Origin of the sequence: Niallia sp. FSL K6-0212 (genome assembly GCF_038007605.1) — a bacterium.
GTDB lineage: Bacteria > Bacillota > Bacilli > Bacillales > Cytobacillaceae > Niallia > Niallia circulans.
Genome location: NZ_JBBOXL010000001.1, coordinates 3,907,974 through 3,933,142 on the forward strand (window position 1 = coordinate 3,907,974; position 25,169 = coordinate 3,933,142).

Genomic DNA, 25,169 nt, shown 5'->3' on the forward strand with positions numbered 1-25,169 from the left:
TATAAAGAACTGCTTATTTTCCCATAGTGTTTCCTTTGTTAAAATAGATGCTTTTTCATTATGTGAAAGTAGGAGGAATTCTATTCTCTTCATTTTTTTTGCCTTACTAAAAAAACTATTTAAGATGTTTTTCAATCACAATAAAGCAAGTGCTATCAGGAAATTTAACCACGTTTTGAGACGAATCCATCAATTTTACTTTCGGTAATAGATGCTCTGCATAGCCATCTTGTAAATAATGGTCAAACAATAGCACTTTCCCCTTATTGCCAATCACCCTTTTAATAACATCTTTATATTCAGCAGGGGTAAAGTACCCGAACTGCTCTTGTACTTCATGCGGATAGGCCTCTTCTCCCCATGTATAAGTATATAGAAATTCCATCGCATCATTTATCGACAATTGAACAGTGCTCTCGTTAATTTGCTCAAACTCGATCTGTCTGCCTTTAAAATCATTTACATAGCGTTTAAAAAAATCCAAGCCATTTGGCAGCTTAAATTCAATTTGTCTCCATTCTTCTTTCGGCTCGGTCATGATACCATCTCTAATAATGATTCTGCCACCTGGTTTAAGGACTTCAAATGCACTTGTCAAGCTATCCAAAATAACCTCTGGATTAAATTTCATCCCTTTATACGGAATATAAGAATACATCTCATGAAGAATCGAAGAAAATATAATGGTATCCATGCTATTCACCGCAAAAGTTTCTTTTAATTGCAGAGCATCTGCCTGTTTAACAAGCCATGTTTTCTTTTCTCTTATCTTCCTTTTTTCTAATGCCTCGATAACATTGGTAGAAATATCAATGCCGATAACAGTTGCATCGGGGTGGCAATCCGATAGAATATCTAACATAATTCCACCGCCTGCCCCTATATCCAGCAGCTTATTTCCTATTGCATAGTCAGCAATCATCTTTTTATGGTCTTCAGCATTATTCATATCAGCAAGATAGTTTTGTTCATTCTGCATTCGATCAAAGCCATCCTTTCGAAAACCAAAAAAATCATATAAAAGAATGATTGCCCGTTCATAAAGGGGTGATTTTTCTGCTTCCTGACAAAATTCAATTAATTTCTCCCCAGCCTTTGAATAAACAAATGTTACGCTAATATTTTCATTTAAAGAGTCAAGCGGAATAATCACTAATTCGACATGTTCATTTGCGCACTCTGTGCCGGCAATTAAATCATCAATCGTTTGTTCTTTCAAAAATGCCTCAATGATTCTCTTTTTGTATAAGTTAATTGTCTTTTTACCTTTATAGTCATAATAGATGTCTTTCATAAACGGTTCAAAGCTGATTTGCTTTATCGTTAATGGATCGACTTTTTGATAGATTAATAGGAAGATTTTCAAAAATTCTTCCAAGGAGAAATCATGCAGAGCAGACTCCACATACCACATATCCGTTTTATGAAAAAATAATTGAAGCAATTCAATTCTTTTCGATTCTTTTAAAAAACGACTATACTCTTCATCAAAATTTTCTCCGTTTTGGATAGCGGCTTTTCTCAGCCTCTTAATTCTTTCCTCTAATGGTAACTCTTGCTCCCTTTTCCCTTCCAAAATAGAGCTAATAACTTCTTTAACTTCCTCTTGAACTTCCTTCCATATTTGCGGTGAAACAGCTTCGATGATACATTGATTCAAGACATATAATAAACGGTACCTATCCTTTTTATCTACTACGAAGTTTTTATTCATAGATAAAATTAATGGTTCTAATTGACAATAGCGAACTTCTCCTCTTATAAATTGACCAATTAATCCATGTGTATAAATAAGTGTAAAAATAAGCTCTTCTAAAACCAAGTTACGTTCGCCATTTGTTGTCTTTCTTATTTCTTCTGCATATATTTGCGCAGAACCAATATTATGAATGCCTAATTGAAATCCCCGTTCTCTCCAATATTTACGCTGAGAAGGAGAGCCGCATTTTGCTACATCGCTCCATATTAAAACCTGTTCAATTATTTGTTTTTCAGCATTATTTAAACTTGTACAATTATCTAAGATTAATAGAGTCTTTTCCACATAGGACAAAACTGGATTGCTTTCTATTCCTTCTAACGAAGGAACTTGTTCTAAGTTTACATTCTTTTCTTTTGTTATATAAAGATATTGCAGCCATTTCTGTTGTCGCAATACCTCTTTATTTCCTTGTCTCACTTCTTGAATTGCCTGTAGAGAGGCCAGCATTTCATTTCCCTCCTGACGAAAATGATGTATACAATGTTATCACCGGACTTAAGTTAATTCTAAACAGTCTTATTATCATTTACAAAGCTTAATACTGTCTCTTTAAACGCATCTTGATTCTCTATGTATGGATGATGCCCGCCATTAATATAGTGAACGACCGCATCTTTACATGGAAAAGTTAAATGATGGTTTGGTCCAACAGCGTGATCAGATGTACCAGCTATAATTAAAGTCGTTTTTTTTATTTCTTTCATAAGTTCTGTAAAATCGTGATAATATTCTTTTAAGGAGAAAACCTTCTTTTGGAAATAGGGGTCAGTTCTTAATTCCTTATCTATCCTATCTACTTCTTTTTTCTTGTCTATATCGGTATATTGAAAATGATCGTAACTTCCGTTCTCGATTAATTTAAAAAGAATCGAATAGAATAATTCTATATAATCCTCCTGTGGGTCAGACGGGAAGATATTTCGTTGTTCTTGTAAAATTTCAAGTCCTCTATTTATTTGATACTCAAACGATTCATACATATTCAGTGTTACATTGACTAATATTAGCCCAATGGTATGTTCCGGAAATCGAGCAGCATAGTTAACTGCAAGAATGCCGCCAAAGGAATGCCCCATAATATACCATTTATTAATTCCTAGCGAAATTCTTAATTCTTCTAAATCCATGATTAATCTATTTAATGAATAATCCTGAGATAGGCAATGTTCAGATCGGCCGCATCCCCGCTAATCTAAATATATCATTTGCAAATCTTTTTCTAAAAGCCCATGGGCAAATAGCTGGAAAGGTTTGCTCCAATATCCTGGACCTCCATGCAGATAAAGGCATGGATCTCCGTTTCCACTCATTTCATAATATACTTGTAAGCCATCACTTGTTTTTACATACATGATTGTCTTCTCCTTTTACAGCAAATTACCTTATGAAGTCTCAATAAAAAGGTGCTAACAAATTAAAACATAGACCTTTATACCATTTAGTTTCATGATGCTTGCTTCAATGATTTTTCCTTAATAAAAATTCCGTTACCATTTTACTAAACCATTCTGGACTTTCATTATGAGGCGTATGCCCACACTGCTCTATTATTTGAATTTCTCCTTGTCGAACATTCTTATCAAAAAAATCTATTTGCTTTTCACAGGTTACTGGATCATATTCACCTACTATTAAAAGACTTGGTACTTGTATCTTCTTTAATAGTGGTAAAACAGATTCGAAGATCTTGCCTTCATTCCTTAATCTTGCAAAATGGATTTCAGACTTATCATAAAAACGATCCCATTGTTCGTCTGTATAAATACTTGTTTCTAGATTAATAGAATGCAAACTATATATTTCCATTCGTTTTTCTTGCAAATAAGAGCTTAGCTGCAAATAGCCTTCTACCAATTCTTTTGGTGACACAGCTTTAGCAATTAAACGATTGACTTTCTTCTGTAATGGCATCATATTATATCTTGCAAATAAGCTAGCCGTTCTTTTTAATAAGGATTTTGCTGTTAATTCGAAATCAAATGTAGGACACTCAAAAATTAACTTTTCGATAGCATATGGATAGCGATTTGCATATAGGACGGCTAAATATCCACCGAAAGAATGCCCTATAATCGACCATTTAGAAATACCTAGTTGGACACGTAGTTCTTCACAATCTTCTATTAAATGGTTTATTCCAAAAGACTCCTTCTTAAAAATTTCTTCAGAGCGACATACTCCTCTCTGATCTATAACAACTAAACGAAAAAAATTGTTTAGACGATGTGTTTGATTCATGGAAAAGTCAAAACACCCTTCACCTGGGCCGCCATGCAAATATAGAATAGCTTTTCCTGTGATTTTCCCATGCGTCTCCACATATAATTCTTTACTATTAATGTGCAAGTAGTTTACTGCCATCGATTTTCATCCTCCCTTTTTCCATTCTTCTTATGCCTATTGAAAAGGGAGGAGCTCGTGGAAATGGCCATAACCTTGAACGTTAATGGAAGCCTTCAATTAAATACATAAATATTCCTCCTACTCCTTATATTTTGTTTGTACAGGAAAAAGGATTTATCACTTCCCAGCCAATTCCTTCAAAAAACTTTCTTAACAGCCACAAATGGTCACTGCCAATAAGAAGCAAAATACAATCTTGATCATTATCCTTTGTAATCTCTAGCACATTATTAAATATATACAATTCTCTTTTCATCCATTTATCTAGAAATGGAATACCAATTTTTACACCCTGTTTATTTTCAACTAAGACAAAAGATAAATAAAGATCCTCAAGTCTATGTATATATGCGTTCTCATTCAATCGGCGAAATGCCTCTATTAATGAACTTGTTGCAGACAATACGGGACTAGCTTTATTTAAACTTTCCATTTTTTCAGATATTTCTAGATAATTTTCCTTTATTTCATTAAATAGGTTTTGAACATCTTCTTGCCCTAATTCCCCTTCCCAATTTACCCCATATACCTTATCATGGTGTAATTTATTCGCTAATCTAAAACCAATTTGTTCAATCTCATCTGAAGAATATTGATTACTTTCTTGATGAAATTTTTCAATAAGAAGCTGCTCATCTTTTTTATCCCATTCTAAGGCAATTTTGGAAGGTCTCCATTCTGCTAATAATTGAACTAATGCTTCGATCTCTTCGTTTTTCCTTTTTAACATATCAGCATTTTCCGCTAAATGAAAAGTGCCTACTAATATTATCTTCTTCCTCACATACTCACCACCATCGCTAAAAATAATTTATCGTTAATTATTGCTTTTGCCTCTTTTTTGAAATTCTATTTTCTAATTCTATTAAAAATAATTCAGCGTTCTGCGGCGATATTTTTACACTGCCAAGGCTCGCTGTCATGTAAAATATTTCGATTGCTGGTTCGCATGTTAAGTCGAAAACCAGTAAATATATCATTCGTCTTAGCAACTTTAGTAATATTTTCATAGCGGATTTTACTGTGAAAAGGTCCCCCTTTTACTATTAAATACTCATCAGTAAACACATACTTATTCCCAAATGTAATCCATGCAAAAAAAGAAGTACATAAGATAAAAATGGTGCTCATAATAATACTAGGCAATATGGTTCGTTCCTTCTCTATAAACAATGGACCTAACGTAACAAGCCTCATACTAAAAATAACGACTAACAACATGATAATAAAGAAGCGATCTACTTTCGAACGGAAAATCATGTTTTTCCCCCCTCCTCTTACCATACGTATAAGGATAATAGTAAGTTTCAGTCAATTGTCTTTTCTTTTATGTAAGCACGTTGAAATAAAATTTCATTTTATTATTTGTTATTAATTATTGAAATTTCATTTTAGTTTTATTATAATCATCTCAAGGAAATCGCTTTCAAATCTAAACAAACTTGGAGAAGGAGTATTTACAATGGAAGAAAAGCTTGAGCTATTAACAACAGAATCTCGAAATGAGCAAACAATGCAAATCGATACGGCTGAACCAATAGAAATATTGCGGTTAATGAATGAACAAGATCAACTAGTGGCTCTTGCAGTCAAGGAAGTCTTATCTGATATAGAGGTAGCCGTCCAATACGTTTTTGAATCCTTCCAAAAAGGCGGTCGCCTTATTTATGTGGGCGCAGGAACGAGTGGAAGATTAGGCGTTCTCGATGCTGTAGAATGTCCACCAACATTTGGTACAGATCCCGAAATGGTGCAAGGACTGATCGCTGGTGGAGAAACAGCCTTTTTTAAAGCGGTCGAAGGAGCAGAAGATCAGCCAGATCTTGGTATCAAAGATTTAAAAGCTATAAGTCTTTCAAAAAATGATACGGTGATTGGTATTGCCGCCAGTGGAAGGACTCCTTATGTTATCGGAGCATTGCAGTATGCAAGAGCAGTTGGAGCAAAAACAATTGCCTTATCCTGTAATAAAAATGCAGACATCAGTAAAGAAGCAGAGCAAGCAATCGAAGTGATTGTCGGTCCTGAGGTGCTTACCGGTTCAACCCGGTTAAAATCAGGCACTGCACACAAAATGATTTTAAATATGATCTCCACTTCCTCCATGATATTGCTAGGAAAAGCATACGAAAACTTAATGGTAGATGTTCATGTAAGCAATGAAAAGCTTAAGGAACGAGCAATCGCTATTATTTGCAAAATTGCAGATGTCTCCTATGAACAAGCATTAGAAACATTGGAAGAGGCAAACTTACAAGTCAAAACAGCAATCGTCATGTTAAAAACAAATTCAAGCAAGCAAGAAGCAGAGCAGCTTTTAGCAAATGCTAATGGTTATGTAAAAAAAGCAATTCAAAAGTAATCTGAAAAGGTGGTTTAGAATGTGGTAGCAGGTGGTTTAAAAATTATTCAAAGCATGTTGGAGCAGCTCCCCGCTTCCGAGCGAAAGATTGCTGCGTTTATACTAGAAAATCCAAATATGCTCTTAAACAGTACCGTTCATGAAATCGGCGCACATGCAGGTACAAGCGGAGCCGCAGTTATTCGACTCTGTAAATCCTTAGGCTTAAATGGCTTTCAAGATTTAAAAGTTAGAATTGCTGGCGATTTAGTGAAGCCCCTTGAACAAGGATATCGCGATATTGAACCTGATGAATCCTTCTACTCTATTGTTCAAAAAACAACTAGTAACAGCATTCAGAGTATCCGTGATTCTGAAGAAATAATTAATTATGAAGAATTGGAGCGCGCTGTCCACACTATATCTGCTGCAAAAAATGTTCATTTTTTTGGGATTGGCGCTTCCAATATTATCGCTAAAGATGCTCAGCAAAAGCTTCTGCGAATTCATAAAAACGCTACTGCCTTTACTGATATACATCTTGTCGCTACATTAATCGGAAATGCTGGCAAGGATGATATTGTTTTTGGAATCTCCCATTCAGGCGAAACTCCTGAAGTAATTAAAGTCATGTCACTTGCCAAAAAACATGGTGTAAAAACAATCAGTCTAACAAAATACGGTCAATCCTCTGTTGCTTCATTATCAGATATTAAGCTGTTTACTTCCTATTCAGCGGAAGCTCCCTTTCGAAGTGCAGCCACATCGTCACGTCTAGCTCAGCTATATATCATGGATATTTTGTTTCTTTCAATGGCAACAGCTCAATATGAGGACACTATTACCTCTATTGATAAAACAAGAGAAGCTATTCAATTTATTAAAGAAGGAAAGTAGCATTCGCTTAAATGTGTCTTCCCTATCTAGAAACAACATGGTGCCTGGACACATTTGATGGGATTGCAAAAATAAATAATAGTGGAGAGAAGGGAATTTAAGATGGCTGGTGAAAACAACAAAATTTTAGCAGAAAAGATTCTCAAACAATTAGGTGGTCCTGAAAATATTGTTAGCTACACACATTGTATGACAAGACTTCGTGTCACACCGAAAGATTCTTCCTTAATCAATAAAGAAGAATTAAAAAAAGTGGATGGAGTATTAGGAGTTGTAGTAGAAGAAACACTGCAAATTATTCTTGGCCCTGGAAAAGTAAATAAAGTTACAGAAGCCTTTAGTAGATTAATCGATGATGCTGGCGGGATTAATTTAAAAGAAAAGGCAGCAAACAAAAAAGCTGAGATTAACAAAAAGAATGCAACACCTTTCAAATTATTTTTGCGCAAAATTGCTAGTATCTTCATTCCTTTAATTCCTGCTCTTGTAGCTTCGGGATTGATAACAGGAATTACAAAAGCCATTGTCCAGGCCGGTGTGCTGGCAGAAGAATCACAACTTGCCATCATTTTATCTGTGATTGGCAGTGGATTATTCGGATACCTCGGCATATTAGTCGGCTCAAATGCAGCAAAAGAGTTTGGCGGTTCGCCAGCGCTTGGAGCTATTGCCGGTATTTTGATAATAAACCCCGCTGTTGCTGGCATTCATTTATTTGGCACAGATTTACTGCCTGGTCGAGGCGGATTAATTGGCGTGCTATTCGCAGCTATCTTTATCGCATTAGTTGAAAAACAAGTTCGTAAATATGTGCCAACCTCACTAGATCTTTTTATTACACCGACTGTCGCTTTATTGCTTACTGGTATTTTGACTTATCTTATATTTATGCCGCTTGGTGGTCTTATTTCCGATATTATTACAAAAGGATTAACCTCCTTACTGGATATTGGGGGCGTAGTTGCAGGATTTGTTCTTGGAGCAACCTTCCTTCCCCTTGTTGTCACTGGGTTACATCAAGGGTTAACACCAATTCATCTAGAGTTAATTAATACAATTGGTGATGATCCTCTTCTGCCAATTCTTGCAATGGGTGGTGCTGCCCAAGTAGGTGCGGCGTTTGCGATTTACTTTAAAACAAAGAAAAAACGATTAAAAAGAGCTATTGCTGGTGGTCTTCCTGCAGGGATTCTTGGGATTGGAGAGCCATTGATATTCGGTGTTACCCTTCCGTTAGGACGTCCCTTCTTAACGGCATGTTTGGGAGCTGGAGTCGGCGGAGCATTTCAGGCTGCATTCGGAGTTGCTACTGTAGCTGTCGGCGTATCTGGTATACCACTTGCATTCCTAGTTGTTACTGGTCAAGTGTTTCTATATTTAGCAGGGGTTTTAATTGCTTATGCCGCTGGATTTGTTTTTACGTATTTATTTGGCTTCAAAGATGAAATGGCTGGTGAGTTTGAATGATTGGCATATCCTTTTATTTAAAGGATCCTTTTGCGGAAGAACGAATTATCCGCGCTGGAAAATTAGGAGTAAAGCGGGCATTCACCTCTCTCCATATTCCGGAAGAGTCTGGGGAATTAGCGACTAGAGCCAAAGCGCTTATGACTCTGGCTGCTGAAGCAGGAATAGAGGTTTTTGCCGATGTTTCCTTAAAAACGCCTAGTCATTTAGGATTAAACAGTTTAATGGAGTTAAAAAAGCTAGGGGTTATTGGCCTTCGATTAGATGATGGTTTTGATAATGAAATGATTTTAACCCTTTCCAAAGCTTTTAAACTGGCTCTTAATGCTAGTACTTTCCAAGAGGAGGACTTGTCTGCACTTATAAAAGCTGGTCTGAACGCCAATCAATTGATAGCATGGCATAATTTCTACCCAAGACAAGAAACAGGATTATCCATTTCCTTTTTTCAATCACAAAATGAAATCTTCCAGCGTTTTGGAATACCTATTAGTGCATATATTCCAGGTGATAAAGAAAAACGCGGCCCCCTATTTGACGGTCTGCCGACATTGGAAAATCATCGGCACTTAGAGCCATATCATGCTGCATTAGAGTTATTTCTAGCAGGGGTTGAGGATGTTTACATTGGTGATTATGGAGTCAGTGAAGCACTACTTCATAAATTAATCGATTTTGACCAGCATCATTATGTCTCCATCCGCATCCAGGGTTACCAAGAAGGCGAGTTCCAGCTTCGTCCTGATCTTTCCCGAGATGTTCTCCGCTTCCTAGATACGAGAAGTCTAGAAAATATCTACCCGGAGAACACAGAAGCACGTCCAGCCGGCACAATCACAAGAGATAATGACCTTTATGGACGCTATCGCGGAGAAATACAAATCACCCTGTGTGATCTTCCAGCAGATGAGCGAGTCAACGTTATCGGAAAGGTGGTTGATACAGATATACCGCTTCTATCCTTACTAAAACCTAGTCAAAAAATAAAACTTGTTCCTGTTTACTCCTAATTAGAGCAAAATTGTAAAGAGGCAAGTTACAAAATATAAAAACATCCCAAATGCTTGCTTGGGGTGACAGTTTGTCGACAAAAGGGAATCAGAATGTTTTCATTCTGAACCCTTTTGTAATTTAGGGTCTTTTTCGTTATTTTATTGTATTTTGATTTCTTCTTTATGCTCTTCTTAAGCTGTTACCAGACTCACCCAAGTCCAGTTGGCGTTCATGGATGCAAAAATAAGCATCGCCTGCATAGACAATTTTTTAAGCCCCCTTAAAGTTGTCCATCGCATACCATGCTTTTCTTTTCCATCTGCGAAAACACATTCAATCGTTTCTTTTTGCATAAATTTTTCTGATAACTTGTTTATGTCGAAGGTGATCTAAAGCAAGATTTCTTTGAATAGAAGAATGTTTGGAAAGCATGACTTCACCTCTAAAAATTATCTACCTATATTTTAAAACCAGAACTCGCCCCATGAAAAGCGAACCCCTGTAGAAGAAATCAATACCCTATTAGAAGAGGACACAAAAAAGACCATAGGCAAAACCTCAAATTTCAAGGAGTTTGTCTACAGTCTGACATCCCAAAATGCTTGTTTAAGATGTTTTTATTTGCAGCTAAAGAACAACTTGTTTATACAGTAGTTCTTTCAATAAAACGAAAAAACATTTCCTCTTTCGTTATTTCTTTGCTAATAGCTTGTTGAAATAAGTTCTTTCCCATCTCTAAAAGCGGAATTTCCATTGTAGATATTTCCATCAGTTTTGCAATAGATTCGTTATGATAACCTATTATCGCAAGCTCTTCTGGAATTTTGATTCCTTGTTTTTGACAATAGATAACAATTCCTGCTGCAACTTGATCACTTGTCACAATTAATGCAGTCGGACGATTATCCATTTGCAGTAAATGATCCATCACTATTTTGGCATCTTCAAAGTAATTACAGTGATCGATAATATATTCTTCACAATAAGGAAGTTGATGTTCCGAAAGAAACTCTTTATAGGCATTTGCACGTAATTGGCTGCTTGGACCAGTTTTTCTTCCAATACAGTAGCCGATTCTTTGATGCCCCTTTTTATATAAAAATGCTAATGCTTCTTTGAAAATTTTATACTGGTTAACAAATGTAGAAGAAACTTCCTTCCCCTTTGTGTCTTCACACAAAACAATTGTTCCATAGGAAAGATATTCTTGAATTACAGACCATTCGCAAGTTCGCGAACAAATGATGAGGGAGTCAATTTGCTTTTGCTTCAACATTTGTAATGCCTCTAATTCCCTGCTTTCCATATAATCCGTCTGAAACAATACGAGTTTATAATTATTCTCCAGCGCTTGTTTTGCTATCCCTTTTAACAGCAACGCAAAATAAGGATGGTCAGAAAAAGGAAGGACAACACCAATCATTTGTGTTTTTCCTTTACTTAAATGAACTGCATTAATATTTTGTTCATAATTACTTTCTTTAATTGCCGCTAGTACAGCATTTCTCTTTTCCTTGCTTACATATGGATGATTATTAAGGACACGGGAAACAGTTGTTACAGAAACACCAGCCATCTTTGCTAGATCTTTAATGTTTGTCATACTTTTCACCTTTTCAAAACCCAATATCTTTTTTACCTTATATATTAAGAATACAGTTTCTGGTCTTTTCTGTATACCCCAATGAAATAGCCTGCAAAAGATGAAATTTATGTTACATCCATTGATTGTCCAGACGACTTTAAGCAAACATAAGCTAAGCTATAAAATAGAAGCAAAATAAATTTCTGCCCCGCTTATCTTATTTGCTTAAAGTGTAAAGGATGAAACGCATACCAGGTTAATGTGAAAAAACAGATAAGCATGGTAGATCTATGTATATTTTTCCAATGTATCCTATTTAAATAAGAGTGCCATTATAAAAAAATTAGGATACAAATACAAATGTCCATTTTTTATTTTTTCGTGCTTTTCTATCAGTCTTGGAGTAATTAATCCATCTCATTTGATTAATTCTGGTCATAATCATTAAATCGATTTCTGCTTGGGCCTCATCCATAATCTCCTTAATTGCTGACAAACTGAGGGAAAAATAACTAGACGCCTCTTTAAATGGGGAATGGTTAACCATTAGCTCCATAAACTGTTTCTCGCTCACAGCTATCTTCTCTAACTCTTCTTCTTTAGTCGTTATGTATTGATAAATTTCCCGTTTTTTTTCTGGCATATTTGCAATCGCGCTTCGATAAAAAATTTGCACTAATACAGGATTAACGGAATTCATTTCTGATTCCTCCATTTTTTGTGTAGATAAAAGTCGTCAAACCCATAAGCTGACGACTTTTCTTTCTATTCATTACCAGCTTGATTTTTTCACTCCTGGAATTTGTCCTTTATGGGCATATTCTCTAAAAGCAATGCGGGACATTTTAAATTTTCTTAAGTACCCTCTTGGTCTACCAGTCACTTCACATCTATTTTTCAAACGAGTCGGTGAGGAATCTCTTGGTAGCTTTCTAAGTGCTTCCAAGCCTCCCTTTTCTTTTAATTCCATTCGAAGCGCTTCATATTTTTCAACCATGGCTTGGCGTTTCTTTTCTTTTACTACTTTCGACTTTTTTGCCATTTCTGCTTCCTCCAATACATTTGAATTACATAAAACGAAATGATTACGATTTAATAACTATAAAAAAATTATTTTGTTTCTCTGTGCAAAGTGCGCTTTTTTAAACGCGGACAATACTTCATCAACTCGATACGGTCTGGATTATTTCGTTTGTTTTTGGTTGTAATATAATTTCTATCTCCTGTTTCTGTACATGCTAAGGTAATTTTCACTCTCATTTTTTCTTCCTCCTAATAAAATTGAATTTTTTTACTCAAAAAAACGCAGGCAGTGGATCAATAAATTTAGTCCAATCCTTTTTCATTTCCATATCAGTCAATAAACAAGCATCTAGCTCTTCTTCCATTTGCTGTTGATTCATGCCAATCCCAATAAACACTAACTCTGTCATGCGATCTCCGTAAAGAGGATCCCAACGTTTTTGTAAATCTGCATCTTCCTCCAAAACTTCTTTCTGCTCGCTTTCCGAATAAGCTGCTACCCACATGCCCGCTTCTTGTATGGTTAAGGACGGTCCAGCTTGGGAAAGTAATCCGGCAATATCATTTCTCGTGGCCAGCCAAATAAATCCTTTCGCCCGAACTACTTCAACTGGCCAGTCTTGCAACCACTGCATTAATCTCACAGGGTGAAAAGGTTTATTGCTACGATACACAAAGGAAGAAATTCCATATTCCTCTGTCTCTGGAATATGCTCTTCATTTAATTCTTTTATCCAGCCTGCACCTTGACTAGCAGCGTCAAAATCAAATAACTGAGTATTTAAAACTTGATTTAAAGGAATTCTGGAATATTCACTTTCTATAATTTTGGCTTCCGGGTTAAATTTTTGGATAACTGCTTTCAGTTCCTGTAGTTTGCTTTCCGAAACTAAATCCGTTTTATTTAACAAAATGACATTCGCAAATTCAATTTGATCAATTAACAAATCTGCTATTTCTCTTTCAGCCATTTCACCCACTGCTTGCTTTCGGTCTAAAAGACTTTCACCAGATGCATAATCATGCCAAAAACGATGAGCATCTAAGACTGTAACCATCGTATCTAACTGACAAAATCGCGATAAATCAATCCCTACACTCTCATCTACATATGTAAATGTTTGCGCAACCGGAATCGGTTCGCTAATTCCGCTTGATTCAATTACGATATAATCAATATCACCTAATTGCACAAGCTTTTCCACTTCAATTATTAAATCCTCCCTAAGTGTACAGCAGATGCAACCATTTTGCATTTCCACCAATTTTTCATCCGTTCTTGAAAAACCGCCCTGTTTCACCAATGAAGCGTCAATATTTACCTCACTCATATCATTGACAATCACAGCCACCTTTAGGCTTTCCCTATTGGATAGAATATGATTTAGCAAAGTAGTTTTGCCTGACCCGAGATAACCGCTTAAAACAGTAACAGGGATTTTCTTATTATTCAATACTCTCACTCCTAAAAAACAAATCGTTATCATTCCGATTTAAACTTTACACTTTAGTTATTTCTGATGAAGTAATAACTATTCTATAATAAAACGAAATGATTACGATTTGCAAGTGTTTATTATATACTTTTTTATTAGGAGTGACATTTAGTTACGGAAGGGAAGTTAAAATTTATGTTAAATTCCCCTTCTTCTGCTATCTTTATACTATTAGTCTCTGTATCAAAAATTCTAGTGCGAATATCATCTTTAGAAAGCAATAAATCATTTCCCTCTTGATCAAAAAAGTAAGCAATTGGGATAGAAAAACCGCAATTTCTATAGGAACCATCAGCATGACTTGTCTGCTAATTTCAACCTCCACCAAAACGATTAACTAGCTATGTTTGTGGTTGACCTGGCATGATATAAGTCGGTATATCTTTCAACATACCATTTTGCACTTCCTTCTTTTAACTTCTAATGTAGTAAGGTAAAACATAGGGCTACTAAAAAGAGATAAGTAATTTCTGAGTTGACCATTAACTAAATCAATTTTCCATATCTTTAAAATTTATCTTACTCATAATTTGTAGCTGTAATAAAATCAAAAGCACCTGTTGAGCTAATTTCATTTTGATATTGAAAATTATATATTAAAATCACAGCATTATATGATTTCTTTAGATTTATACTTTTCTGGATTTTTGGGATGACAATTTCTTCATACGAACACCCATCTAATAATGTTGCAATATCACTACTACTATTCTTATACACTTCTTTTTCTATCGTATCCTCATCTGTTTCATCCACATCAATCTTAAAATCGATAAAGAATTGGGATGGGACAGACTCGCCATCCTCATCATAAGTTAAATCTACATACTCTCCTATTGAGTCCTCATCGTTTATATTCCCTAACCAAACTGAAACCCACCCCTGTTTTTCCATTATAGTAGCCTCCTATTTTAGTCTTAAAGTATGAGGCAGAGACATAACTCCACCCTCTAATCTATTACTGCTAACAATTATCATGTGCTTTAACGGGGCTTCCCCCTACATAATCGGGATTGACATCTGATATAGTTGTTCTTATATCTTTAATCTCTTCAGTATTAAATATATCCACACTTAAATTGAGGAACCCTTTAAACTAAGTTCTACTCATGTAAATCTCCTGATTTTCTAAGTTAACGTGCATTTTTCTTTCTATTTTTTTATTTTTAATCCAATTTATAAGCAATAATTTTTCCTTCTGGATAAGCACCATTCCAACCGCAAGGAAAGGCACCAAGTTGATATATCTCAAACAAATCTTCAAAAAAAGATTTATTCTTTCCGTTTATCGCTCGATTAATGGCACAATTAGTAAGATCAGCTACAACATCGTTATAAAATATACTATATTTAAATGAGTTTTTGCTCACATTACCAGCAATAACTTCTAATAATTCTTCCAATCCTTTAGGCTTTTCCTTTTCTGACATTGCGTAATAAGTCTCCCAAACTTCACTCATTTCCAATTCTCTGATATCTTTCCAATTATACTCTTCCTCACCAAAAATCTCATCATAAGCTAAATATTCTGCTTTTTTTATATCATTAATAATAACAATTTTATTGATAATATTATTAGTAAGTTCGCTCTGGAAATTTTTCGAGAACCGAATTACCTCTTCAACTAAATTATTAAATACACCATAGTTCATTACTTTTATACCACCTTTCTCAAAGTCAACGGTTACCCCATCCACCTGCATGTACCATGTTATCTCACCTAATTATCGTCTTATTTTCACAAACCACTTAAAATATAATGCCTTGATGGTACTAGGATTCTAAGCTCTCCGTTCTCAAACAAAATTTTCTTTTCGTTTCACTAAATATCAGTTTAATTTATTATAAATTAAAAAAACCTTGAAAAGGCACTTTGCCAATCAAGATTTGTAATTTTTTTATTTTAAGGCACATACACAATAATTTCACCAATCGGGTATGACCCCTTCCACCCACATGGCCACCCTCCTTGCTTATAAATCTCAAAGATTTTTTCATAAAAATTGTCTGTTTTCCCATTAACTAATCGATTTAATGCACACATCATGAGGTCACCCTCAACTTCCTCATTAATATCAATATAATCCAAAGGAAGAAAGTCGTTCGAGTAATTGTTATAGTCATTAAAAAAATCATATAAATCATCTTGTTCAGTTACTAAATCCAAATCATATACCTTTTGAACAATACTTCCTGCTTCCTGTGATTTAACATTTTCCCATACAGTATCAACTTCACTTGAGTCCTGAGACCAGGCAAGGTTTTGTGCTTCCTTGAAATTATTTATTACCTCTAAATTATTTACATGAAAGTTAATCATATTAAACATCTTATTATGACGAATAAAATCCATTACTTCTTCTACTAATTGAGTGTTTTCACCCAATTTCATTTAGATAACCACCTTTCCCTTAATTCTTCTATTTTTCTTACAATATTGTTATAAATTGCTTTGAAAGCAACTATGTCTAGATAGACTACTAACATCGTCAAAAGGTATAGGTAAAAATACACCATTTGTAAAGTCATTCATTTTCATTTTTAATAACTGGAAGTTTATTTTATGGAATAGGAATTTTATATCTTGCTTGATAACCTATCCAACTTATAGAGCCGGGGAATCCCATTAACTCTAGTAAATTTTTTCCTAGGATCGTGTGAGATAGGGTTTCCAGAAGGACATGGAATAAGTCTATTTGCCTTATCTATAACTTTAGGAATATTTAAAAATAATGGCCGACATCCTATCGCTTTTGATTGCCTTGTTTCGTCTTCTTATCGTTTCATATGCAATGCTATATCTACCCCTTGCTTGACCTTGTGTAGATACTCGAATATTTCTGATAACTTCATAACATGTTATGCTTTAGGATTACCGTAACGCTTAGCCTCTATATTAATCAAATCATTGTATGGGGCTTTTGCGATGCAATCAACCCCTTTACCGATTAGTTCTCTTCTTTATATGCTAAGGCAATCTCTACTACTTCCTCTGGAGATAAATCCTCATCATTCCAAAAAATTAAGTCACTCGGAGCAGGATGAGGAACATTTTCTTCCAAAATTTCTATATATTCACTTACCTTTTCATCAGACTGCTTAGGATTACATATTTTTTTTACTAGTTCAACTAACTCATCTTTAGATAACTTTTTACTCATTTTTCTACCATTCCTAAATTACTGCCCTTTCTTTCCAAATTGATAAGCAGTTTTTTAAATATTTTAGTGTATTTTTGATGAAGTAATCATTAAATTATCAAGTTTGAACACTTCTTTACCCTTATCTATAGGCTTTTATGTAAGTATATATGATTTATGTTTACCATCATGTTCTACTATAGGAGCAATAGAGGTATTTCCCTCTAACATCCTTGAAATATTACGGTTGTTAGACTCCTTTGTAAGTCTATGATTTTCCACAGTCTTCTAAATCTCTTTTTCTAAAATTATCAAAGAATTAAATTGCTTACCTAACAGTTTTATCTCCTTGGCATTACACTAATTGACTCTTTTTATATAAGTTTGGTGTGGGTTTGAAGACTTCTGTCTAATTTAAAGCTATTACATTTTAAGGATTTTCCTATACGCGAGAGGTTATTCAAATAGATTTTCAAACTCAGTAGACCAAAAGAATCCTGCTTCCATACACTTACTATCAATTTTCTCTAGTTCCCCTTTTAGCCACTCCATTACTACTTTAGGTATATCGTTATCAATATAGGCATCCTCTCCGTTAATCTCTATTGCTTTATCAATCATGGATACATAAGCTAATATACATTCTGCAAACTGATTCAGAGATGAATTAACAAATATCACTTTATAATTATCCCCATTAGTAAGTGACACTATGTTTTCATCCTTCTCCGTTATACAGATTGGATTCCCCGAACCAGTTGACCCTAACTGTTCTGGCATATCAAATACATCGGTAATAGGTTTAAATTGGGACGAAGTAAATTCCAAATACGGCGGTGGAGTCTCCGGTAGACCTCCTATAGACAAAAACCTCTTAACTTCATCCGAAAAATATGTATTCATTAAATCTACTTCTTTAAATTTGTTCAGTGGGCCATTCTTAATACAATCCCATTTATTAATAAATTCTTCTGGTGTCATCACCATTCTCTCACCTTCTTGAATCTTTTATAAAGGTATCCAGCCTTCTTGCAGTTTCATCATCTATTCCAGCCCCTAATCCATTTTCCATATTATGGATACCAACAGTAGAAGAACCACCACGTTTTCTAGATTTGTGATTTTTAATATCCTTTTGACCTTTTTGACTTTCCCAGTAATAGGTTTCATCCTTTTCTACTATTCCTTTAAATAAATCTATATTCTTTAGCGAGTACAAAAAACACTTTATGTCTCAAATAAAAAGCAGTAACGTGAGTATACCAACTATCTTGGTTATCTCGGGCATCTGCCTACATTCCATTGAATCTGTCACCATTATGAATAGTTGTTCACTGTATTCCAATAGGTACTAGGTTCATTTTATCTGGTGCCAAATCACACATTCTAGTCTTCTTCCAATTACGGTATCTTAGCCATTCAAATTGTGCCTTGACATTACTTTAACCAGAGAATTTCTGGTACATCTTTAGTTTCTACCACAAGTCCAGCACCCTTGAAAACTACAAAACCAAATTCCATTCCAACTGCAATTGCTTTTTACTTTATCAATTTTCGCTTGTGGATAGTTAAATACTCTCCACCAATAAATGACTTTTTCCGTGACCAAATTTTGTTTGCTGAATTTTTCCACTGTAATGCCTAAAATACCAGTTAATTTATTATAAATTAAAGAAGGCGTAAAAACATTCAAGATATGTTTTATTACCGTTCTTTAATCAGGTAGTAACTCCAAGTAATAATTATCATTTTCTTCCATCTTTCTTAAAAATTCTTCAAGAGAAGTGGCAATTTGAACGTCATAATAATAAACTGGATTTCTATTATTATTATTCAATTCGATGGACATTAATGCCGATTCACTGCCTTCAAAAAATATTAGTTTATTATTCTCAAATTCTTCATAGATTTCTATGCCGGGATAAAACTCAAAATCATTAACTCTTAATCGAAAATCTCTTACAGAATAGGGACCCATAATTCGATTAATATTAAATTCTGAACCTTTAATAAAACCGTAGCCCACCTCTCTATAAAAATGAACTAACTCATTAGGGAATTTTAAATTAAGTGCCTTCTCAGCCTCTTTTATTTTGTTTTCAGCCACTGGATAAAAACTATTTTCTTGGTTTGTCTTAATAAATTCATAGCTCATTATTTTTTACCTCCTATACATAGGGTATTTGCTTTTGGGCTTTTCATGTATACCAGCTTGATGCGCATTTAGGAATATTAATTGTGTTAGTACAATCATTTAGCTAACTCTTCTTTTGTATTTCATCTGCAAATTCAATGCCTAGCTTTTGTTTACAACCCTTCTTTATAACTATATCTAATTAATACTTTAGAATAGAATCTTCTGTGTTTTTTAAAAGTATCTTGAAAATTGTTAGTAAGTATTTATTTGGCCTCCCTATCACTGTCAATGTCCAGAAGTGATAAATTTTATCTATTACCTATCATCTTCTGAGGTTTATTTTTCCTTTACTCTCTTTCTCATTAAAAAGTTTGTCTATGTAATTAATATTATCAAAAATCCAGTATCTATCCTCTTCAGGAATATAACTAGTAAAATCATCACGAATCCCTGTCCAATTATTAGGAACATAATTTTCAAAAGGTAATAGCTCAGGATAAAGGGAGAGAAGCTTTTTTTGATTAAAGTCTATAAATAATGATGGCCTCAATTCTAGAATAGTACTTCCATAATCTTGATGATCAACTAACTTTTTTAATTCTGAAGACGGTACGATATTATCAGTATATTCTTGTAAATAGAGACGATAAGTCTTTTCATTTACAACTGAAATGTTATTTCTTAGAGAAAGAGCAAAGTCCATATCAAAACTAAATCCATTTTTTTCATATAATTTTTTATATTTTACTATATCTAGTATCCAAACATCTCTTTCTGTTAGATACCATGAGAATTGAGAAGAAGTTTTTACCCCGACTATTATATTTTGGGCATACTCCGGTTTTAATAACAACGAAAACACCACTTTCTCATTCTATTTTTGCATAATGTTTATATTCTAAATTCAAACAAATCTATTATTCAATGATTTCTTACCTACCTAAGTTACGATTTATTTCTCTTCTTGTTAATAAAATAGCATATTGCGTATTTTCTTTATCTTGTTCTAATTCCTTTTCCATAATAAGTTTTCCATTAGCGTCCCATTCTTTATAGTTCAATTCAATTGATAACTCGACTTCACTTGTCGATTTAACATTTCCATTTTCATGCCAACAAATACTTTTTCCATTAACTAGTCCATATTTAAAGTACTCTTCACATTTTATTTTTCCACTTTCATAAAATTCGCGATTTAAACCATGAGCTAATCCATCTTTATAGAAACAAAAATAAATTAGATTCCCATTTTCGTACAGTTCGAATGCTAATCCGGTAAATGGCTTTCCACCTTCATCTTCAGGGTTATCAAGAATCTCGTCACTATATGAAGTAAACCATAAATCATCAAAGTTTACACCGTTTTTCAAGACAAAATCCTTTGTATATTTACTATCATTTTCCATAATTAAGCACCTCTAGTATATATTAAGATCAGGCTATGATGTATGCATAGTGTGGATATCTTATCTTTTTCTTTTTGTACCCTTTTGGCATGAAATTATTGAGCTTCCTTGCACGGATTAAATATACCATAAATTCTTCCAGCTTCGCATCAGACCTCGCCACTAATTCCTTCATCTCTAAAAACATCCATCAAGTCGTTTTCATCACAGTAGGCTTTAATTTCCTTTACTTGATATTTAAAACTTTATCCATCTCTTGCTTGTACTTACGTTGAACACGTCTATACCCAACAACGTTCAACCTCTTCACCCTACCGTTGCAGAAATTGTACATTATGTAACCTTTTTTGGTTATCCATTGTTTAGCGCACGTGCATTATTATTCATTTTAGTTTAAGTGCTTTACAAAAAGGAGCCCGTATCTTTAGTTAGTATTACAACCGTACTCCATAATGGTATTGCCATCATGGGGTCTCTATTTCAAGCAGTATTATTCATTCGCTTAACTAAGCATATTACATACAAACAAGCACTTGATACCTTAAATGTGATCAAGTGCTTATCTTGAGATTGGTTCTATTTAATCGGTCCCATAAATTCTGTAATAATAAGAATGTGTTCTCTTATTTTTACCTTTTTTAGATTTTCTACTTTTTCAGATCCACCTAGACCTAGTAAAGGAGTGTATCCAAAACATTCGTCATAATCAGGTCTACCATACTTACTATAAGCTTTAGGGTATGGTTCCCACCGTAATTCATCATTTATGAAGTCATTATCCTTTAAATCATCAAAAAAGAAATTAAAGCCAGATGAAACAATGTGCACGAGTCCTTTCCTAAAGTTCAACAAGTTAACATATTTATTTTTTTCCCACACTATAATATCACCCATCGAGGTCGTAAAAATTGGAATTGCTTGTTCGTACCTTCTATAACATCTTTCTAAAATATCCAAATACTCATCTGGATTAATTAATTTTAAAAAACCGTTTAATAATGTTCCAAAACCATATTTATACCATACTTCTATCAGTTCTCCCGGAAGTTTATCTTTATATTTTAAGATAATCCTTTGATCAACAGTATGATGTTATAAAAAATTCTCAAAGGTATCCAATTAAAATGCTCCCTTAATTTAATTTGTCAACTTTACATTCAAATAAGTATTCTTTGGTGACTTCTTGACATATTATTTTCCACTATTTTTTATGTCGTTACGCCATAGGATGTTCTCTTACTTGATTCCATCGATTCAAGAACGATTACTGGATCGTGTATAATCGCATCGACCGTTTCTGTAGCACTTTTCAAGAAAGTTCATATAATAATAGAGTCATAGTTAATTGTATAGTTGTAATTCCTTTAAAATTTCTGTCCGCCAATCATTCGCAATATTCCCATTCTTATAATTATCCAATAAAAAATTTATTCTTTGAATATAACTATCTGCATTCTCTACACATTTTCCAAAACAATCCATAAAATGGTCTACTAATGTATCATCAACTAAAGCTATTGGTTCTGGATAATATTTGACACCTTCTCTTTCAAATGCTTTTCTACTAATATAAGCAACTGCATCAATAACACAATTCCAAGCTATGACGTCTGTTTCATTATCTGACATTTCTTGAATTATTGTTATACCATTTTCCTCATTATCTAATAATTCATAAAGAATAACCCCTATATTTTCTTTCCCTTTTAGCCATTCCCAACATTTATATATAACTTCTTGGGCTAACATTTGATCTTCCTTGCGAGAAAATACCGACAAAACTTTTTCTGAGAGTCCAAGGAAAAATATTACTTTACCATCTTCTGTTAAACTACTAAAGTTAGCATTTTCCATAATTAACCTCCCACTAATCATTAATCTCCATTTTTAATCATTAAATTAAGCCTACTAGTTATTTTTATGCTTTCACCCATTTCTGATGTTACTTCGATTTTATCTTAACGTATTTTAACCTCTCATTACATAAATGTTAATTTTCGTAATGCTATTTAAACGAATAGCGAGTACTATACGACCATCTCTAGTAATAATACAACTTATATTTCACGTTACCCTATTGTTTATCGCCACGAGCTTTGTCATTGTCTTTAGTTTGCGGGTTTTGCAGTATCATAAGTCCCCCACACCATGTAAAATGTCAAATCATCCAATTTTCGTACTTTTTTATCAATCCTATATAAAATAAAACTCCATGATGTGCAGTACCTTCATGAAGTCTCTATTTTTCAAACATATCATTGCTCTTTTTGTCCAACTCAAATATCTTAATTGTATTTTAATTCACTTGCTTTATGTACACGTAAACCCTTTCGTATAACTAATTTAAGCATTAGAGTACTCTAAACACGTTATCTTTCCTCTTTACACAAATAATTGTAATGACCAAATTCAGGAAATACATCCCAGTTTCTTTCAAGGATATCGCTAGTTTCGCGCTCCTCGACTGAACCGGTCTTTAAATCTCTCTTTTCCATTGCTATAAAGCCATCTTCTCGGAAGCCCAAAATCAAGGTGCTTACTTCTATGTCAGTTTCATCATCATATTCCCAATACATGGCTGTTCTTAAAAAAATCTTACCATCACTCATAACTTCAAAATCATAATTTAAATATTTACGAATCAGGTCATCATAAAACCCTAACGAAACCCATTCATTTGTAACATTTACAATATACTTAGGTTTCTCATCCTCTAATAATACCGCCGTATATGGTTCTTGTTTTTGATGGTATGTGTATGCAGTACGGACATCAAGTATGTTCCAAGGCTTCTTTTTGATGTCCGACCATTCGTCACAATAATAAATTTTCATAGTCAATTATACACCTTCCCCTTAATATCCCTAATAATAATCCTGCTTTTTGCTGCCTCATCAAGAATTATTTGCTGAATTGGTTTATTTTGTACAGGTATTTCTAATATTAATTCACTTTAAGTCGCCCTTCTTTGAAAGCGTTAGAATTAAAAGTCCCATTTGTTATTTTAGAACCCGAAGAATGTTTTTTGTGATTTCATTTAAGTAACTCTTAGCTGTTTTTTTCTTGCACTTCACTAAGTTGAGTAAATTTTCTCGATACTATTTCCTTGTTGGGTGCATTCGAGTCAACTACTTACTTTTTACCCCTACTTCTTTTGCTTCCAACTCTACCTCATCATTATAAGGGAAACGAGGACGATTTTCCTTATTAAAATTATTACCTGCTTCCCAACGCTCTTTAAGCAAATCTGGTACAGATTTCTTTTTAGGAGTAACATCACCCGTACCCTTAGGAATATCTAAATTAGTACTTAATAAAGAATGAGAGCAATTAATAATCACTGCCACATGGTGCTGTTTATGTAAGTCTACACCCACATAAATGTGTTTCTGTTTTTCATGCATGGTTCATCCTCCTATTCAGTTGTCAATGATTGAATAAAAATGCCGGCAACCTTAGTTCGAGCGTTCACCTATCGGTGCGCTTTGGTACGAAAGCCTATCCATTTTCACCTTTACATAAGAATATATAAGAAAATGAGTCTCTTAAGTAACCATTTAAATTATTGCTTCATGTTTACCATTTGCTTGTATTTGTCCGTATATATATCCCTTTATAAAAAACTTTCTCAGTCTAATATTCGCTTCACTTGTTCTTTCGTAAATGCTTTCCCCTGGGTTGTTTGATACCCTTCTTCATTCAAAGCTTCTGTCAACCTAGACAGTGACCATTTTCTGTGTAAGTTTTTCAATTCAAATAACCGTTTCACTACTTCTGCATGCCCATTGCGTATTTTTTTTAGTTCCTTTTCCCCCTTTTGTTTGGTATAGCCAAATGTCGCCCTTCCTCCTGCATATCCACCTTCCTTCGCTTTCTTGTTTCTTCCTTTTGTTAGCTTTAGCGCTATCTCAAGCCGTTGATATTGGTCTAATAACTCCATTAAGCCATTTACCAAAAAGTCATTGGGGTCTTTCTTATGGATACTGTACATAGGTTGTTCAATGCTTTTAATGTCACAGTCATATTTCTTCAGCTCTCGTTGTATGAGTACCTTCACTATATCCGACCTCCATAATCGGCTTGTGTTCAGTACTACCACATAATCAACTTGGACAAACGAAAGGTGAGCCAACATCTCCTGTAAGCCCACCCTGTCTATTTCAAATGCTTCGTCATTCAATTTGGCGCCGCTAATTCCTTCCTCTCTAAAAATATAGATCAAGTTCCAGCCTTGTTCTTTACAATACCCTTTAATTTCATCTTCTTGATATTTCAAGCTGTATCCATCTTTTGCTTGCCCTTGTGTCGAGACTCGTATATACCCAACAACGTTCAACTTCTCACCCTCTCGTTACGAAAATTTAAATTTAGGTAACGCTTTTTAGCGACTAGCGAGTATTTATAGGTTCTTCTCTAATAAAAACTCAACCCACAATTTATTAAACCAACGCAGCTTATGGACTCCCCTTCACGTTTCCAATTGTTTATCGCCACGAGCTTTGTCATTGTCGTTAGTTTG

Annotated in this window: 25 protein-coding genes and 5 pseudogenes; 4 read left to right on the forward strand and 26 right to left on the reverse strand. The window is 34.2% G+C overall.

Annotated features, from left to right (window positions below; genetic code table 11):
* Positions 1 to 115: 115 nt before the first annotated feature.
* The 6 genes and pseudogenes from MHH96_RS18550 to MHH96_RS18575 all read right to left on the reverse strand — a co-directional run bounded on the left by MHH96_RS18550 (position 116) and on the right by MHH96_RS18575 (position 5,425).
* On the reverse strand, positions 116 to 2,209 hold the full coding sequence (locus MHH96_RS18550) for a class I SAM-dependent methyltransferase (protein WP_095320916.1): 2,094 nt from the start codon (positions 2,207 to 2,209) through the stop codon (positions 116 to 118).
* 59 nt (positions 2,210 to 2,268) lie between these two features.
* Positions 2,269 to 2,937, reverse strand: a pseudogene (locus MHH96_RS18555) (alpha/beta fold hydrolase); the annotation flags it as partial.
* Positions 2,938 to 2,949: 12 nt separating this feature from the next.
* The gene (locus MHH96_RS18560; RefSeq protein WP_156485377.1) at positions 2,950 to 3,114 is read right to left on the reverse strand and encodes a hypothetical protein; all 165 of its coding nucleotides are present in this window, start codon (positions 3,112 to 3,114) and stop codon (positions 2,950 to 2,952) included.
* Positions 3,115 to 3,220: 106 nt separating this feature from the next.
* The gene (locus MHH96_RS18565; protein WP_095320918.1) at positions 3,221 to 4,123 is read right to left on the reverse strand and encodes an alpha/beta fold hydrolase; all 903 of its coding nucleotides are present in this window, start codon (positions 4,121 to 4,123) and stop codon (positions 3,221 to 3,223) included.
* Between the two features lie 127 nt (positions 4,124 to 4,250).
* A complete protein-coding gene (locus MHH96_RS18570) occupies positions 4,251 to 4,949 on the reverse strand; it encodes a DUF5694 domain-containing protein (protein ID WP_047940564.1) in 699 nt (232 codons plus the stop codon).
* A gap of 92 nt (positions 4,950 to 5,041) precedes the next feature.
* On the reverse strand, positions 5,042 to 5,425 hold the full coding sequence (locus MHH96_RS18575; protein ID WP_328283542.1) for a PH domain-containing protein: 384 nt from the start codon (positions 5,423 to 5,425) through the stop codon (positions 5,042 to 5,044).
* A 202-nt stretch (positions 5,426 to 5,627) separates the two neighbouring features.
* On the opposite strand from MHH96_RS18575, the gene murQ reads away from it, so the two are divergent.
* The 4 genes from murQ to MHH96_RS18595 all read left to right on the forward strand — a co-directional run bounded on the left by murQ (position 5,628) and on the right by MHH96_RS18595 (position 9,880).
* Positions 5,628 to 6,527: an N-acetylmuramic acid 6-phosphate etherase gene (gene murQ, locus MHH96_RS18580; protein ID WP_047940563.1), complete on the forward strand. Its 900-nt coding sequence runs from the start codon at positions 5,628 to 5,630 to the stop codon at positions 6,525 to 6,527.
* Between the two features lie 21 nt (positions 6,528 to 6,548).
* On the forward strand, positions 6,549 to 7,403 hold the full coding sequence (locus MHH96_RS18585; protein ID WP_047940562.1) for a MurR/RpiR family transcriptional regulator: 855 nt from the start codon (positions 6,549 to 6,551) through the stop codon (positions 7,401 to 7,403).
* Between the two features lie 102 nt (positions 7,404 to 7,505).
* The gene (locus MHH96_RS18590) at positions 7,506 to 8,870 is read left to right on the forward strand and encodes a PTS transporter subunit EIIC (protein WP_047940561.1); all 1,365 of its coding nucleotides are present in this window, start codon (positions 7,506 to 7,508) and stop codon (positions 8,868 to 8,870) included.
* Positions 8,867 to 9,880, forward strand: a complete 1,014-nt coding sequence (locus tag MHH96_RS18595) for a MupG family TIM beta-alpha barrel fold protein (RefSeq protein ID WP_047940560.1) — start codon at positions 8,867 to 8,869, stop codon at positions 9,878 to 9,880. The genes MHH96_RS18590 and MHH96_RS18595 overlap by 4 nt, the downstream gene beginning before the upstream one ends.
* Before the next feature lie 174 nt (positions 9,881 to 10,054).
* On the opposite strand, the pseudogene MHH96_RS18600 reads toward MHH96_RS18595, so the two are convergent.
* The 20 genes and pseudogenes from MHH96_RS18600 to MHH96_RS18695 all read right to left on the reverse strand — a co-directional run.
* Positions 10,055 to 10,253 (reverse strand): annotated as a pseudogene (locus MHH96_RS18600) (transposase); the annotation flags it as partial.
* A gap of 253 nt (positions 10,254 to 10,506) precedes the next feature.
* Positions 10,507 to 11,466: a LacI family DNA-binding transcriptional regulator gene (locus tag MHH96_RS18605; protein ID WP_047940558.1), complete on the reverse strand. Its 960-nt coding sequence runs from the start codon at positions 11,464 to 11,466 to the stop codon at positions 10,507 to 10,509.
* Positions 11,467 to 11,791: 325 nt separating this feature from the next.
* The gene (locus MHH96_RS18610; RefSeq protein WP_047940557.1) at positions 11,792 to 12,148 is read right to left on the reverse strand and encodes a hypothetical protein; all 357 of its coding nucleotides are present in this window, start codon (positions 12,146 to 12,148) and stop codon (positions 11,792 to 11,794) included.
* A gap of 72 nt (positions 12,149 to 12,220) precedes the next feature.
* Positions 12,221 to 12,490 carry a 30S ribosomal protein S14 gene (gene rpsN / locus MHH96_RS18615; protein WP_047940556.1) on the reverse strand — a complete coding sequence of 90 codons (270 nt, stop codon included), beginning with the start codon at positions 12,488 to 12,490 and terminating at the stop codon, positions 12,221 to 12,223.
* A gap of 68 nt (positions 12,491 to 12,558) precedes the next feature.
* Positions 12,559 to 12,708, reverse strand: coding sequence for a 50S ribosomal protein L33 (gene rpmG / locus MHH96_RS18620; RefSeq protein ID WP_016203575.1), 150 nt, complete (start codon positions 12,706 to 12,708; stop codon positions 12,559 to 12,561).
* A 35-nt stretch (positions 12,709 to 12,743) separates the two neighbouring features.
* A complete protein-coding gene (locus MHH96_RS18625) occupies positions 12,744 to 13,925 on the reverse strand; it encodes a GTP-binding protein (protein ID WP_235844419.1) in 1,182 nt (393 codons plus the stop codon).
* Positions 13,926 to 14,486: 561 nt separating this feature from the next.
* Entirely contained in the window at positions 14,487 to 14,861 is a 375-nt protein-coding gene (locus tag MHH96_RS18630; protein ID WP_047940554.1) for an immunity 22 family protein, read from the reverse strand.
* Between the two features lie 272 nt (positions 14,862 to 15,133).
* Positions 15,134 to 15,619: a hypothetical protein gene (locus MHH96_RS18635; RefSeq protein ID WP_047940713.1), complete on the reverse strand. Its 486-nt coding sequence runs from the start codon at positions 15,617 to 15,619 to the stop codon at positions 15,134 to 15,136.
* 251 nt (positions 15,620 to 15,870) lie between these two features.
* Positions 15,871 to 16,359 (reverse strand): hypothetical protein, encoded by a 489-nt coding sequence (locus tag MHH96_RS18640; protein ID WP_061796295.1) that lies wholly within the window; start codon positions 16,357 to 16,359, stop codon positions 15,871 to 15,873.
* 556 nt (positions 16,360 to 16,915) lie between these two features.
* Positions 16,916 to 17,128, reverse strand: a complete 213-nt coding sequence (locus MHH96_RS18645) for a bacteriocin immunity protein (protein ID WP_047940552.1) — start codon at positions 17,126 to 17,128, stop codon at positions 16,916 to 16,918.
* A gap of 435 nt (positions 17,129 to 17,563) precedes the next feature.
* Positions 17,564 to 18,091: an SUKH-4 family immunity protein gene (locus MHH96_RS18650; protein ID WP_047940712.1), complete on the reverse strand. Its 528-nt coding sequence runs from the start codon at positions 18,089 to 18,091 to the stop codon at positions 17,564 to 17,566.
* Between the two features lie 88 nt (positions 18,092 to 18,179).
* Positions 18,180 to 18,366 (reverse strand): annotated as a pseudogene (locus MHH96_RS18655) (IS1595-like element ISSpps1 family transposase); the annotation flags it as partial.
* Between the two features lie 455 nt (positions 18,367 to 18,821).
* Positions 18,822 to 19,262, reverse strand: coding sequence for an SMI1/KNR4 family protein (locus MHH96_RS18660; protein ID WP_047940550.1), 441 nt, complete (start codon positions 19,260 to 19,262; stop codon positions 18,822 to 18,824).
* 304 nt (positions 19,263 to 19,566) lie between these two features.
* Entirely contained in the window at positions 19,567 to 20,106 is a 540-nt protein-coding gene (locus tag MHH96_RS18665; RefSeq protein ID WP_047940549.1) for a hypothetical protein, read from the reverse strand.
* 70 nt (positions 20,107 to 20,176) lie between these two features.
* On the reverse strand, positions 20,177 to 20,650 hold the full coding sequence (locus MHH96_RS18670; RefSeq protein ID WP_047940548.1) for a toxin-antitoxin system YwqK family antitoxin: 474 nt from the start codon (positions 20,648 to 20,650) through the stop codon (positions 20,177 to 20,179).
* A 576-nt stretch (positions 20,651 to 21,226) separates the two neighbouring features.
* A pseudogene (locus MHH96_RS18675) lies at positions 21,227 to 21,727 on the reverse strand (T6SS immunity protein Tdi1 domain-containing protein); the annotation flags it as partial.
* Between the two features lie 264 nt (positions 21,728 to 21,991).
* Positions 21,992 to 22,504: an Imm6 family immunity protein gene (locus MHH96_RS18680; protein ID WP_061796297.1), complete on the reverse strand. Its 513-nt coding sequence runs from the start codon at positions 22,502 to 22,504 to the stop codon at positions 21,992 to 21,994.
* A 515-nt stretch (positions 22,505 to 23,019) separates the two neighbouring features.
* On the reverse strand, positions 23,020 to 23,484 hold the full coding sequence (locus MHH96_RS18685) for a hypothetical protein (RefSeq protein WP_061796299.1): 465 nt from the start codon (positions 23,482 to 23,484) through the stop codon (positions 23,020 to 23,022).
* Between the two features lie 294 nt (positions 23,485 to 23,778).
* The gene (locus MHH96_RS18690) at positions 23,779 to 24,054 is read right to left on the reverse strand and encodes a hypothetical protein (RefSeq protein ID WP_235850450.1); all 276 of its coding nucleotides are present in this window, start codon (positions 24,052 to 24,054) and stop codon (positions 23,779 to 23,781) included.
* Between the two features lie 153 nt (positions 24,055 to 24,207).
* Positions 24,208 to 24,986: pseudogene (locus tag MHH96_RS18695) on the reverse strand (recombinase family protein).
* Positions 24,987 to 25,169 lie beyond the last annotated feature (183 nt).

What these genes read in the sequence shown, in the direction of transcription:
- MHH96_RS18550 (WP_095320916.1), bottom strand. Translation starts at nt 2,209, where the DNA reads ATGCTGGCCTCTCTACAGGCAATTCAAGAAGTGAGACAAGGAAATAAA.
- MHH96_RS18560 (WP_156485377.1), bottom strand. Translation starts at nt 3,114, where the DNA reads ATGTATGTAAAAACAAGTGATGGCTTACAAGTATATTATGAAATGAGT.
- MHH96_RS18565 (WP_095320918.1), bottom strand. Translation starts at nt 4,123, where the DNA reads ATGGCAGTAAACTACTTGCACATTAATAGTAAAGAATTATATGTGGAG.
- MHH96_RS18575 (WP_328283542.1), bottom strand. Translation starts at nt 5,425, where the DNA reads ATGATTTTCCGTTCGAAAGTAGATCGCTTCTTTATTATCATGTTGTTA.
- murQ (WP_047940563.1), top strand. Translation starts at nt 5,628, where the DNA reads ATGGAAGAAAAGCTTGAGCTATTAACAACAGAATCTCGAAATGAGCAA.
- MHH96_RS18590 (WP_047940561.1), top strand. Translation starts at nt 7,506, where the DNA reads ATGGCTGGTGAAAACAACAAAATTTTAGCAGAAAAGATTCTCAAACAA.
- MHH96_RS18595 (WP_047940560.1), top strand. Translation starts at nt 8,867, where the DNA reads ATGATTGGCATATCCTTTTATTTAAAGGATCCTTTTGCGGAAGAACGA.
- MHH96_RS18605 (WP_047940558.1), bottom strand. Translation starts at nt 11,466, where the DNA reads ATGACAAACATTAAAGATCTAGCAAAGATGGCTGGTGTTTCTGTAACA.
- MHH96_RS18610 (WP_047940557.1), bottom strand. Translation starts at nt 12,148, where the DNA reads ATGAATTCCGTTAATCCTGTATTAGTGCAAATTTTTTATCGAAGCGCG.
- rpsN (WP_047940556.1), bottom strand. Translation starts at nt 12,490, where the DNA reads ATGGCAAAAAAGTCGAAAGTAGTAAAAGAAAAGAAACGCCAAGCCATG.
- rpmG (WP_016203575.1), bottom strand. Translation starts at nt 12,708, where the DNA reads ATGAGAGTGAAAATTACCTTAGCATGTACAGAAACAGGAGATAGAAAT.
- MHH96_RS18630 (WP_047940554.1), bottom strand. Translation starts at nt 14,861, where the DNA reads ATGGAAAAACAGGGGTGGGTTTCAGTTTGGTTAGGGAATATAAACGAT.
- MHH96_RS18635 (WP_047940713.1), bottom strand. Translation starts at nt 15,619, where the DNA reads ATGAACTATGGTGTATTTAATAATTTAGTTGAAGAGGTAATTCGGTTC.
- MHH96_RS18640 (WP_061796295.1), bottom strand. Translation starts at nt 16,359, where the DNA reads ATGAAATTGGGTGAAAACACTCAATTAGTAGAAGAAGTAATGGATTTT.
- MHH96_RS18645 (WP_047940552.1), bottom strand. Translation starts at nt 17,128, where the DNA reads ATGAGTAAAAAGTTATCTAAAGATGAGTTAGTTGAACTAGTAAAAAAA.
- MHH96_RS18660 (WP_047940550.1), bottom strand. Translation starts at nt 19,262, where the DNA reads ATGAGCTATGAATTTATTAAGACAAACCAAGAAAATAGTTTTTATCCA.
- MHH96_RS18670 (WP_047940548.1), bottom strand. Translation starts at nt 20,650, where the DNA reads ATGGAAAATGATAGTAAATATACAAAGGATTTTGTCTTGAAAAACGGT.
- MHH96_RS18680 (WP_061796297.1), bottom strand. Translation starts at nt 22,504, where the DNA reads ATGGAAAATGCTAACTTTAGTAGTTTAACAGAAGATGGTAAAGTAATA.
- MHH96_RS18685 (WP_061796299.1), bottom strand. Translation starts at nt 23,484, where the DNA reads ATGAAAATTTATTATTGTGACGAATGGTCGGACATCAAAAAGAAGCCT.
- MHH96_RS18690 (WP_235850450.1), bottom strand. Translation starts at nt 24,054, where the DNA reads ATGCATGAAAAACAGAAACACATTTATGTGGGTGTAGACTTACATAAA.